The following is an 11,727-nucleotide window of genomic DNA, read 5'->3' on the forward strand; positions in this document are numbered from 1 at the left end:
CAGTTTGATGGTGGTATGCAGATACCGCAATCGGTCGCGCGCTTCAACAAGTACGTCACCAACCCGGTTCAGCGCCTCTGGGCGGGCTGGGCTCCGAGCTTCGCCATCATCGAACATAAGGGCCGCAAGTCCGGCAAGGAGTTCCGGACTCCGGTCACCGCGTTCAAGACTCCCGACGGCGTCGCCATCCTGCTGACCTACGGTCCTGATCGGGACTGGCTCAAGAACCTGCAGGCCGCCGGTGGCGGGCGGGTGGTGCGCCTGGGCAAGACACACGACGTGATCAACCCCCGGGTGGTCAGCCGTGACGAGGCCGCGGCCCTGGTGAAGAGCCGCGCCTTCGGGCGGCTGCCGTTCGAGCAGGCCGTGCTGCTGACCTACGCCTAGGTTTCCTCCGCCGTACGTGACTACCAGATCTTCACGAACTTGTCCGGCGGGTTCACCATGGCATCGCCTGCCAGACAACCGAATTCGGCGGCAAACGGTGCGACGTTGGGTATCACGCCATTGATCCGCAGCGCGGGCGGGGAATGCGGGTCGCTGGCCAGCTGGGTGATGGCAGCCTCGGGACGCTGCTTGTCCCGCCAGATCCGTGCGTAGTTCAGGAAGAACCGCTGCTTCTCGTTGAAGCCGACGATGCCCTGCGCCTTCTCGGCGTCCTTGTTCTTGGCCAGCTCGGCCACCAGCGCGTCGTAGGCCGTGTTCACACCGCCCAGATCGGCGATGTTCTCACCCAGGGTCAGTTTGCCGTCGACGTGCAGGTCGGGACGGCCCGGAATCGGCGCGTAGGCGTTGAACTGCTCCACCAGCCGGTTGGCGCGTTTGTCGAACTCCTCGCGATCGTTCGGCGTCCACCAATTGACCCGATTGCCCTCGCCATCGAACTGGCTGCCTTCGTCGTCGAACGCGTGGGTGAATTCGTGGCCGATCACCGCGCCGATTCCGCCGTAGTTGAAGGCCGGATCACCCTTTGCGTCGTAGAACGGCGCCTGCAGGATCGCCGCGGGAATGGTGATGCTGTTCTCGGTGGGGTCGTACTGCGCGTTGACCGTCTGTGGCGTCATCCCCCACAGCGACCGGTCGGTGGGGCGCCCGATCTTGGCCATCTCGAAGTCGTAGTTGAACTTCAGCGCGGCGGCCCGGTCGGTGTAGAAGTTGTCGCCGGTCAGCTTCAGCTGGGAGAAGTCACGATTCTTGTCGGGAAAGCCCACCTTGAGAAGTAGCTTGTCCCACTTGCCCTTTGCGGCGAGTTTGGTCTGTGGGCTCATCCAGTCGACGGCTTCGATGCGCTTGCGCAGCGCCTCCTTGACGTTGCCCACCACCTCGGTTGCCGCTTGCTTGTCACGGTCGCTGAACATCCGGCCGACGTACAGCTGTCCCAGTGCCGGACCGATCAGCTTGTTGACGCTCTCCAGGCCCTGTTCCCAGCGTTGCTTCTGCGCCGTCGTGCCGGTGAGTACCGACTTGTAGGTGAAGGCGTTGTCGCGGAACGCCTTCGACAACGCATCCGCCGATCGGCGTACCGCATGGAAGGTCAGGTACGACTTCCAGGTGTCCAGATCGGTGGCGGTGAGCAGCCGATCGAACGTCGTGAAGAACTCGGTTTCGGCAAGCGAGAACGGCCGGTCCGCCGGAGCGCCCTGCGCCCTCAGATAGGCACCCCACTCGAAGTGCGGTGTCACCGCATCGGCCTGCGCTACCGTGACCAACTTGTACTGGTTGGCCGGATCGCGTTCCTGTACCGGACTCAGTGACGCTGCCGCCAAGGCGGATTCGAGAGTGGCCACCTGCTCGGTGCGCGCCTTGGCGAGTTCTTGGTCGTCACCGATCAGGCCGAATGTCGACGCGATGTAGGTGCGGTAGGCCTCGAACACCGCCGCGTACTTCGGATCGGTGTAATAGTCCTTGGTGGGCATGCCCAACGCATCGGCTCGGGCATAGCCGATCTGCTCGGTGGCGTTGGCGTAGTCGGCGCCGGCCTCGAACCCGAACACCAGATGTTGTCCGGTGGCGGCGTCGGCGGCCAAGAAGGCGACGAGTTCCTCGGGTGTCTTGATCTGATCGATCGCGGCGAGCGTCGGCCGGATGGGGTCGTATCCGGCCGCGTCCAGCTTCGCGTCGTCGGTGGCGGCCCGGTACAGCAGACCCACCTGGTAATTGACCGACTGATGATCGGCGGTACCCAGCCCCGACACCGCACCGTCGACGATCTCGTGCTGAACCTTGCGGGACTCATCGCTCAGCATGTCGAAGCTGCCGTAGCTGGATTTGTCCGCCGGGATGGTGGCCTGGTCGATCCACTTGGCATTCACAAACCCATTGAGGTCGGTGCACGCGGCAAAACGCATGCTCAATTGGGTGTTCTCGAATGTCGGAATCGGCGTGTCGGCCGCCACCTGGCTGGTGGGCTGGTCACGGGTACAGCCGGAGAGGGAAACGGTCAGCACAAGCGCCGCCACTCCGGCGGATCGACTCAGACGCATGCCCACCATTTTGCCCATCCATGCCGCCGGGTCGAGCCGCACCCTGTGGCGGGTTTCACTGACAGCGGGAATTGGTTCGACTGGCTAACGGTCGTACGCTGGCACGAGTGCCGGTGCAAGAGATGATCCTGGTGGCGCTCGCGGCATTCGGCGCTGGTGCGATCAACGTGGTTGCCGGGTCAGGCACCCTCATCACCTTCCCCACCCTCATCGCCTTTGGCTACCCACCCGTGGTGGCCACGATGTCGAACGCCATCGGACTGACCGTCGGCAGCATGACGGGCGTGTGGGGGTACCGCCGGGAACTCTCGGGGCAATGGCCCCGGCTCAAGTGGCAGATTCCCGCGGTACTGCTCGGTGCGCTCATCGGATCGTTCCTGCTGTTGCATCTGCCCGAGAAGACATTCGTCACCGTGGTGCCGATTCTGCTGATCCTGGCACTGGCGCTCGTGGTGGTCGGCCCCAAGATCCAGGCCTGGGCACGACGGCGTTCGGAAGCGCAGGGCCTGGACGCCGACCACGTGCCGCCCGGCCGGATGGCGGCACTCACCGGAGGAAACTTCCTCGTCGGCATCTACGGCGGGTACTTCACCGCCGCCCAGGGCATCATGCAGATCGCGGTGATGGGCGCGCTGCTGCCCGAATCCATGCAACGGATGAACGCGGCCAAAAACGTGCTCGCCATGATCACCAATATCGTTGCCGCCCTTGCTTACACCATCGTCGCGTTCGACCGGGTGAGCTGGACGGCGGCGGGCATCATCGCGGCGGGCTCATTTGTGGGCGGTCTCGCCGGCGCCCGCTGGGGGCGCAGACTCTCCCCAGGCGCGCTGCGTGCGGTCATCGTCGCCGTCGGCCTCATCGGCCTGTGGCGCCTGCTCTTCTGACTACTCCCCCGTTCGACACGCCGCGTTGTGATCCATCGTGCGAGTAACTCGCGCACAACGCGGCGTGTCGGCGGTGAGGAACTAGACGACCTGGGTGAACGCCCCGGCCAGTGTGTAGCGGACATTCTTGTTGGCCCGCGGGCTGGAGACGGACACCTGAATCTTCGGCTCGGGCTCGTTGGCGAAGAACTTGTCGACGGACAGGTGCGTCACCTTGCCGTCCTCGATGCCGGAATCCTTGACGGCCGAGTTCAATACCGTCGCCAACACCGCGGGGTCGACGGTGTCGCTCTTGAACGAGCTCTCCTCGACGATGCCCGGCTCGTTGTCACTGACGTCGACGGGCGTCGACTTCACGCTGGCGCCGTCGTACCGGTACTCGTCGACGTTCTCGCGCTTCTTCGGGTCGATGGCCCGCACCGCCATGGACGGCCCGGCAATAGAGATGCTGAGATAGTCGGCCGGGTTCGCGCCGATCTTCTCGTTGACTGTGTTGAAGGCCTTGCCCAGCGCGTCGGCGTTCCACCGGCCGATGTCATTGCTCGGGGCGCCGGCAGCCTGCGACGCGGCCGATTCCAGCGCGTCCGTTGCCTTTCGGCGCACGTCCGAACATCCGACCACCGACATACTCAAGGCCACACCCAGCGCGATTACCCGCGTATACACCGACAACTCCTCCTGTTGGACTTCACAGCATTCGGTAAGGAACCTAGCGGAAGGTTCTCAGCCTCAGGCTGTTCAGTACCACGAAGACAGATGACATCGCCATCGCCGCACCCGCGATCATCGGGTTGAGCAAACCCAGCGCTGCCAACGGAATCGCGGCGGTGTTGTAGGCGAACGCCCAGAACAGGTTTGCCTTGATGGTGCCGAGTGTCTTGCGGGACAGACGCAGTGCCGTCGGCACCGTGGTGAGGTCGCCCCGCACCAGTGTCAGGTCGCTGGCCTCGATCGCGGCGTCGGTTCCGGTACCCATGGCCATGCCGATATCGGCGGTGGCCAGAGCCGCGGAGTCGTTGACCCCGTCGCCGACCATGGCAACCTTCTTGCCCTCGGCTTGCAGCCGCTTGACGACGTCGGCCTTCTCGGTGGGCTTGACCCCGGCGATGACATCGCCGGGGGCGATACCGACTTCCGCGGCGACGCGTGCGGCCACTTCCGCGTTGTCTCCGGTAAGCAACACCGGCGTGATGCCCATGGCCTTGAGTTCGTCGATGGCCTGACGGCTGGAGGGCTTCACCGTGTCGGCCACCTCGATCTCGCCGCGGCGCAATCCGCCCCAGCTGACCGCGGCCGTGGTGTTCTGCCCCGGCATGGCCTCAATCGAAACCTCATGGCCGTCGACGACACCGCTGACCCCGATACCCGGCTCGTTGCGGAAGCCGGTGACGGGCGACAAGGAAAGTCGAGCCGATGCCGCGGCCGCAACGATGGCCTTGGCGACCGGGTGTTCAGAGGCAGCCTCCACGGAGGCGGCGATCCGCAGCACTTCGTCGGCATCGGCCACACCCGATCCGACGCTGCGCCGCACCGCCACCACACTCATCGCACCGGTGGTCACGGTCCCGGTCTTGTCGAGCACCACGGTGTCGATGTCCTTGACGTTCTCCAGTACCTCGGGGCCCTTGATCAGCACGCCGAGCTGCGCTCCCCGGCCGGTGCCCACCAGAATCGCCGTGGGTGTGGCCAGCCCGAGCGCGCATGGGCACGCGATGATCAGCACTGCCACCGCCGCCGTGAACGCCGAGGCCAGCGGATAACCCTGCGCTGTCCAGGCCACAAACGTGAACGCCGCGATGATGAGCACCGCCGGCACGAATACCGCCGACACCCGATCGGCGAGCCGCTGCACCTGCGCCTTACCGGTCTGCGCATCGGACACCAGCTGGGCCATCAGGGCCAGCTGGGTGTCGGCGCCCACCTTGGTGGCGCGCACCACGATCCGTCCGTGGGTGTTCACGTAGCCGCCCAGTACCGAGCCGCCCGCAGTCACCTCAACGGGCACCGATTCGCCCGTCATGGTGGAGGTGTCCAGGGCCGAGTGGCCTTCGACCACCACACCGTCGGTGGCGACGCGCTCACCCGGGCGCACCACGAACTCGTCGCCCACCACGAGTTGCTCGACGGGGATGCGCGTCTCGTGCCCGCCCCGCAGCACCGCGACATCCTTGGCCCCCAGGGACAGCAGGGCGCGCAGGGCCGAGCCCGCCGAGCGCTTGGCGCGCGATTCGGCGAACCGGCCCGCGAGCAGGAACACCGTGACCGCCGCGACCACCTCGAAGTAGACGTGGGTTTCGCCGTGGGTATGTCCGGCGCTGGTGAACAGCACCCACAGCGACCACACATAGGCCGCGATCGTGCCCAGCGACACCAGAGTGTCCATCGTCGAGGCGCCGTGGCGCGCGTTGACGAAGGCCGCGCGGTGGAAGGGGTAGCCGCCCCACAGCAGGATGGGCGTGGTCAACGCCGCAACCACGATCTCCCACCCGGAGAAGTGCCAGGGCATCACCATCGAGATGGCCACCACAGGAATGGCCAGGATCAGCGAGCCGATGAGCCGCGGCTTGAGCTGATCGTCCGGCACATCGTGATTCATGTGGTCCTGCGGATCATGCCCCTCGTGCTCATGCCCATCGTGATGGGCGGCGTGCGCCGAGCCGCCGACCACACGGGCCTTGTAGCCCACGGACTCGACAGCCTTGACCAGATCCTCACCGGAGACCGAGTCGTCGTGTTCGACACGGGCGCTTTCCAGCGCCAGGTTCACACGAGCGTTCACACCGGTGATCTTGTTAAGTCCCTTTTCCACACGGGAGGCGCATGAGGCGCAGGTCATCCCGTGCAGCTGTAGATCAGTGGTCTCCATGACCGTAATCATACCCCTGGGGGGTACCGATGCAAGCGGCTGCACGGTGATCACGAACACCCCGCGATATCGCCATGACCAGGAATATTCCGGCGACAGCGGTGAGCGCGAGCGCCCGCGCCACCCCCGCACCATCCAGTGCCGTGAAATACAGCGTCGGCTCGCCCTTCGCCACCGGTGCGACCTCCGTGGGGACGCGGGCCGCCGCCCCCGCCCATGCGGCGAGCGCTATCGCCACCGCTGCCAGCACCAGATCTACCGCTACCCGCGCGCCAATCTTCACCACTGCTCACTCTCGATATCGATCTCTGGGTCATCACCCAGATCCATGCCTGCCGGTGGCGCGGGCACCAGTGTGGTGAGCGCCGCCCGCAGCTCCTCATGCTTCTTGGCCCAGGCCTGTGCACGACGGCCCCCGGTCAGGCGCAGACCTACCGGTTTACGCCCCTTGGGCACGCCCGTCAGTTCCCCCAGCGGACGGGATTCCTCCCAGATATGCCGGTCGTCATCGGGATACAGCCACTTGATCTGGCTGACCGCCAAGGTTTCGCCGCCCTGCCGCAGCTCGGTGGGCGTGAGTTCCACGGTCGCGTGTACGCGCACGGCGTAGATCTGCAGCGAGACGAAGAAGGCCACCAGCGCCGCGGCGATCAACGGCATGACAGGACTGAGGCCCCCGTTGCCCCACACCTGCAGGCCGAACATGATCAACCCGGCGAGCGGGCCCAGCAACAACCACAACCAGCGGCCACCCGGCTCATAGAACAGGCGCGGCTCGCCGTCCGGCTCCTCAGCCATGATCGTCTCCGTCGAACCACTCCTGCGCGACCGGCCTGATGATCAGCACATTGGCGACGATCAGCGCCAGCGCGGCAATCAGCAGCAGCGGACCCACCGAGCCCGAACTCGCCATGGCGATGGCGCCCAGCACCGACACCAGGGACAGCGCGATCAACGCCCGGCGATAGCGCTTGTCCCCCTGCCGGGTGCGGCCGGCCAGGAAGGCGATGGCCGCGGCCAACACGATGCACAGCACTCCCCAGGCCCGGAAATAGGTCACCAGATTGTGCACGTCCTCGTCGGTGAGTTCGGGTTTCGCGGCGGCCCGCACCGCGTCATAGCGCTGGGTCACCCCGGCGAGCCCGTTGAGGAAAAGTGCCGCCGCCGAAACCACCCAAAACCAGAACGCCACGTCGACACTGCGGGGACGCGGCTGTTTGGGAGTCATTCGGGGCCCTTTGTCATTCGGGCAGCGTATCGGGGTGCTAGCGCTGCCTCGTCAGGTACGCGGTGGAGTCCTCCCGATGCAGCAGGAACAGTCCGCCGCAGATCAGGACGGATGCGGTGATGCCGGTAAGCGCCTGCACAATCGCCGGCACACCCTGCAGATCGATCAGACGCGTCGCGGTGAATACCACCGAGCCGACGGCGCCGCCGGTCAGGAAGGTGCGGGCCAGCCGGTAACCCGCGCGCATCAGGAAGACGCCCGTGACGACCAGGGCACCCACCACGACCACGATGAAGCCGTTGAAGGCATAGACCGTCCACAGCGGGGCCACCTTGTGCACCTCAGGGTCCTGCTCCCATTGCCCGACGTTCGCGGCGAAGTAACTCACGATCATCAGCGGGAGCGCGGCCAGCCAGAGCCAACAGCCGGTATCGATATCGTCAGGTCGCGGCTTGGCCGGACCTGTTGAGGGTTGCCCGGCCAATCCGCTCCGATGGTGCGGATCGGGATACATCACCCACCCACGGTAATGGAGAGGCCAGGGGCACCGCCCTTGGCAAACTGATCGGCGAGGGATCTAGTGGTGAACATCGCAGGAAGGAGCCGTGGCGGCGCTAGCCGGAAAGCCATCCGGCGACATCTGCCGCCCAATAGGTCAGCACAATATCGGCTCCCGCGCGCCGGATGGAGGTCAGTGTCTCCAGCGCCATGGCCTGCAGGTCGATCCAATTGTTTTGCGCGGCAGCACAGATCATCGCGTACTCGCCCGATACCTGATACGCGGCCACCGGCACGGGTGAGGCATCGGCCACCTGGCGCAGCACATCGAGATAGGACATCGCCGGTTTCACCATGACGATGTCGGCGCCCTCCTGGACATCGAGTTCGAGCTCGCGCAGGGCTTCACGGCCGTTGGCCACGTCCTGCTGATAGCTGCGCCGATCTCCGCGCAGCGACGAGCCCACGGCCTCCCGGAACGGACCGAAGAATGCTGACGCGTATTTGGCGGTGTAGGCCATGATGATCACGCTGGTGTGTCCGGCGGCATCCAGACCTTCACGAATGGCGGCCACCTGGCCGTCCATCATGCCGCTGGGACCCACCACGCGTGCACCCGAATTTGCTTGCGCCACAGCCATGTCCACGTATTGCGCGAGCGTCGCGTCGTTATCCACCAGGCCGGAGGCATCCAGCACCCCGCAGTGTCCGTGATCGGTGAACTCATCGAGACAGGTATCGGCCATCAAGACGGTGGAATCACCCAGGTCCGCCGACAACACCGACAACGCCCGGTTCAGGATGCCGTCGGCGGCCAAACCGGCGCTGCCGGTGGCATCTTTGTCCTTCTCTTGCGGCACCCCGAACAGCATCAGCCCGCCGACACCGGCCTTGACGGCATCTTCGGCGGCCCGGCGCAGCGATTCGGTGCTGTGCTGCACCACACCCGGCAGCGACGAGATCGCCTTGGGCTCGGAGAGTCCGTCGGCCACGAACATCGGCAGCACCAATTGCCGTGGCGCCAGCGTGGTCTCGGCCACCAACCGGCGGATGGCCGGGGTGGCCCGCAGGCGGCGAGGCCGCTGGTAGGGAAAGGGCAAGGTAACGGCCTCCGCTAGCTTTCCGCTTATCTCCGCCGGCTCTTCTTACGCGGCGGCGGCAACGCACCCTCGGTACGCAGCCGGGCGGCGTGCTCGGCAAGAGCCTCGACCAGCGGACCAACGGCCGCGGTCTCCGGCTGCACGTCCACCCGCAGCCCGAATTCGATGGCGGTCTCGGCCGTCTTGGGCCCGATGCACGCCACGATGGTGCGAGCATGCGGCTTGCCGGCGATGCCCACCAGGTTGCGCACCGTAGAGCTCGAGGTGAAGCAGACGGCGTCGAATCCACCGGTCTTGATCATCTCGCGGGTTTGCGCCGCGGGCGGTGCCGCACGCACGGTGCGGTAGGCGGTCACGTCATCGATCTCCCAGCCGCGCTCCCGCAGACCTTCGGCGAGGGTCTCGGTGGCAATGTCGGCGCGCGGCAACAGCACCCGGTTCACCGGGTCGAAAACGTCGTCGTAGGGCGGGAATTCGTCGAGCAGGCCCAGCGAGGACTGCTCACCGGCGGGCACCAACTCGGGGTTGATCCCGAAGGCGCGCACCTTCTCGGCGGTGGCCTGGCCCACACATGCGATCTTCACGCCGGAGAACGCGCGCGCGTCCAGACCGAACTCCGCGAACTTCTCCCACACGGCACGCACCGCGTTGGTGGAGGTGAACACCACCCACTGGTATCGGCCATCGACCAAGCCCTTGACGGCCCTTTCCATTTGCGCGGGGCTGCGCGGCGGCTCGACAGCGATGGTGGGTACCTCGACGGGCAGCGCGCCGTAACCGACCAGCTTCTCGCTCATCTCGCCGGCCTGATCCTTGGTGCGCGGCACCAGCACGGTCCAGCCGTACAGGGCACGACTCTCCCACCAATTGAGCTTGGAGCGTCCGCCGACCACGCGGCCGATTGTCAGCACCAGGGCGCCTGTCATCGGTCCGTGCGGGTCATTGGCGTCCACCGGGACTCCGTCGATCAGCGAGCCCAGCGTGGTCTCCACGGTGCGCTGCGCGCAGGTGGTGCCCTGCGCGGTGACGGCGACCAGAGTCTGGTCGGCCAGTCCGTGCTCGATGAGCGACTTGGCGGCATCGGGTACATGCGTCGGGGTGGCGTGCAGAATCAGCGGGCCGGGGGCAGCGGCCAGCGCCGCCCAATCCACATCGCCGCGCACGTCGGCGACGGTGTGGGCCGAACCCGGGGGCAGACCCGCGTAGGCGGGGACCGCGGTGCTCGACGACAGGCCGGGCAGGATTTCGAATGCCACCTGGGTCCGCGTGACCGCGTGCACCTCGGCGAGCACCGAATCGATGGAGAGTGGGTCGCCGGCGACCAGCCGCACCACGTCCATCCCGTTCTTGGCCTCGGCGACGAGCGTCTTGGCGACATCGGCGGGATCACCCAGGGCAGGGCGAATGTCGATGGTGAGCGGGGGCTCGGCGGCGGCCTCGTTGTCGGCCGCGGCGGGCGCCTCGTCTCCGGCCGTCGCGGGTTTGACGGGCGCGGGTTCAGGAAGTTCGACCGCCGACCCGACGAGATCGAGTACCGCCTGCGGTACGTCGGGATCGGTGAACGCGACCGTGGCGCCTGTAAGCACCGCGCGCGCCCGGACGGTCAACAGACCGGGGTCTCCAGGTCCGGAACCAACGAACAGAATGCGCCCTGGCTTCTTACGCCCTCGGGTCACTACTGCCTCCCATATCGGCGGTTTGCGCCGCCTATTCAGCTGTCATCAGTGCTCGCGCACCGAGATCGAGCAGTTCCCTCGCGACCGCGAGCCCAAGCTCGGCGGCCCGATCGGGGGTACCAATCCCGGAGGCCCGAATCACGTCAGATCCGTCCAGCGCCGCCGCACATCCGCGCAACGACAGTTCGTCGAAGACGCGGCCTTCCTCATCAATCGACTCGACCACCTCGGCGATCGCGCCGACTGGTGCGGTACAGCCCGCCTCCAGCTCGGCAAGCAGAGCCCTTTCAGCGGTCACCGCGGCGCGCGTGTCGGCGTGATCGAGTTCCGCCAGCACAGCCACCAGATCGGTGGCCTCACTGCGGCACTCCACCGCCAGCGCTCCTTGAGCCGGCGCGGGCAACACCTGCACCGGTTCCAGTGTCTCGGTGATGTGGTCCAGACGTCCGATTCGGGCCAAACCCGCCCGGGCGACTACCACACCATCAAGATCACCATTGGAGACCCTGCTCAACCTGGTATCCAGGTTGCCTCTTAGGGGGCGAATTTCCAAACCGAGACCCAGTGCTCTAAGCTGCGCGGCCCGCCGCGGAGACGAGGTACCGATGACAGATCCAGCGGGCAACTCCCCCAGCACCAATCCGTCCCGCGCCACCAAGGCATCGCGATAGTCCTCACGCGGCGGAATCGCGGGTATCACGAAGCGCGGATCGGCAGCCGTCGGCAAATCTTTGTAGGAGTGCACGGCAACATCGACCACATCGCCGGCCATGGCCTCGCGCAGAGCGGCCGTGAAAACCCCCACACCGATTTGCTCCACGGGCGCGGCCGACTGGTCTCCGGCGGTGGTCACGATTACCAGCTCGGCCTCGTGCCCCTTGGCGCGCAGCGCGTCCCGAATGACCCCGGCTTGAGTCGTCGCCAACAGGCTGCCGCGGGTACCAATTCGGATCATGGATGAGCCTCTCGGGCGATGACGGTCACGGTTG

Annotated in this window: 12 protein-coding genes; 2 read left to right on the forward strand and 10 right to left on the reverse strand. The window is 66.2% G+C overall.

From position 1 onward, the window contains the following. Nucleotides 1-15: 15 nt before the first annotated feature. Nucleotides 16-387, forward strand: a complete 372-nt coding sequence (locus ABG82_RS22460; RefSeq protein ID WP_043077001.1) for a nitroreductase family deazaflavin-dependent oxidoreductase — start codon at nucleotides 16-18, stop codon at nucleotides 385-387. A gap of 20 nt (nucleotides 388-407) precedes the next feature. Here the strand turns inward: ABG82_RS22460 and ABG82_RS22465 are convergent, their stop codons facing one another. Beyond that, complete coding sequence (locus ABG82_RS22465) at nucleotides 408-2,492, reverse strand: M13 family metallopeptidase (RefSeq protein ID WP_043077109.1); 2,085 nt, start codon at nucleotides 2,490-2,492, stop codon at nucleotides 408-410. A 98-nt stretch (nucleotides 2,493-2,590) separates the two neighbouring features. Between ABG82_RS22465 and ABG82_RS22470 the strand changes: the two genes are divergently transcribed. Continuing rightward, nucleotides 2,591-3,370 (forward strand): sulfite exporter TauE/SafE family protein, encoded by a 780-nt coding sequence (locus tag ABG82_RS22470; protein ID WP_078343817.1) that lies wholly within the window; start codon nucleotides 2,591-2,593, stop codon nucleotides 3,368-3,370. A gap of 81 nt (nucleotides 3,371-3,451) precedes the next feature. Here ABG82_RS22470 and ABG82_RS22475 read toward each other — a convergent pair whose 3' ends face one another. The 9 genes from ABG82_RS22475 to hemC form a co-directional block, all read right to left on the reverse strand. Then, the gene (locus ABG82_RS22475; protein WP_043077000.1) at nucleotides 3,452-4,036 is read right to left on the reverse strand and encodes a hypothetical protein; all 585 of its coding nucleotides are present in this window, start codon (nucleotides 4,034-4,036) and stop codon (nucleotides 3,452-3,454) included. A 43-nt stretch (nucleotides 4,037-4,079) separates the two neighbouring features. After that, nucleotides 4,080-6,236 carry a heavy metal translocating P-type ATPase gene (locus ABG82_RS22480; protein WP_043076999.1) on the reverse strand — a complete coding sequence of 719 codons (2,157 nt, stop codon included), beginning with the start codon at nucleotides 6,234-6,236 and terminating at the stop codon, nucleotides 4,080-4,082. Beyond that, a complete protein-coding gene (locus ABG82_RS22485) occupies nucleotides 6,223-6,522 on the reverse strand; it encodes a hypothetical protein (RefSeq protein WP_234707992.1) in 300 nt (99 codons plus the stop codon). The genes ABG82_RS22480 and ABG82_RS22485 overlap by 14 nt, the downstream gene beginning before the upstream one ends. Further along, nucleotides 6,516-7,034 (reverse strand): hypothetical protein, encoded by a 519-nt coding sequence (locus ABG82_RS22490; RefSeq protein WP_043076998.1) that lies wholly within the window; start codon nucleotides 7,032-7,034, stop codon nucleotides 6,516-6,518. Before ABG82_RS22490 ends, ABG82_RS22485 begins: the two co-directional genes overlap by 7 nt. Next, a complete protein-coding gene (locus ABG82_RS22495; RefSeq protein WP_043076997.1) occupies nucleotides 7,027-7,464 on the reverse strand; it encodes a hypothetical protein in 438 nt (145 codons plus the stop codon). Before ABG82_RS22495 ends, ABG82_RS22490 begins: the two co-directional genes overlap by 8 nt. Before the next feature lie 37 nt (nucleotides 7,465-7,501). Further along, nucleotides 7,502-7,978, reverse strand: coding sequence for a hypothetical protein (locus ABG82_RS22500; RefSeq protein ID WP_043076996.1), 477 nt, complete (start codon nucleotides 7,976-7,978; stop codon nucleotides 7,502-7,504). Between the two features lie 100 nt (nucleotides 7,979-8,078). After that, a complete protein-coding gene (hemB, locus tag ABG82_RS22505; protein ID WP_054416773.1) occupies nucleotides 8,079-9,062 on the reverse strand; it encodes a porphobilinogen synthase in 984 nt (327 codons plus the stop codon). Nucleotides 9,063-9,088: 26 nt separating this feature from the next. Further along, on the reverse strand, nucleotides 9,089-10,738 hold the full coding sequence (locus ABG82_RS22510; protein WP_043076995.1) for a bifunctional uroporphyrinogen-III C-methyltransferase/uroporphyrinogen-III synthase: 1,650 nt from the start codon (nucleotides 10,736-10,738) through the stop codon (nucleotides 9,089-9,091). A gap of 31 nt (nucleotides 10,739-10,769) precedes the next feature. After that, nucleotides 10,770-11,693 (reverse strand): hydroxymethylbilane synthase, encoded by a 924-nt coding sequence (gene hemC, locus ABG82_RS22515; protein WP_043076994.1) that lies wholly within the window; start codon nucleotides 11,691-11,693, stop codon nucleotides 10,770-10,772. Nucleotides 11,694-11,727 lie beyond the last annotated feature (34 nt).

It is taken from the genome of Mycobacteroides immunogenum (assembly GCF_001605725.1).
Classification (GTDB): domain Bacteria; phylum Actinomycetota; class Actinomycetes; order Mycobacteriales; family Mycobacteriaceae; genus Mycobacterium; species Mycobacterium immunogenum.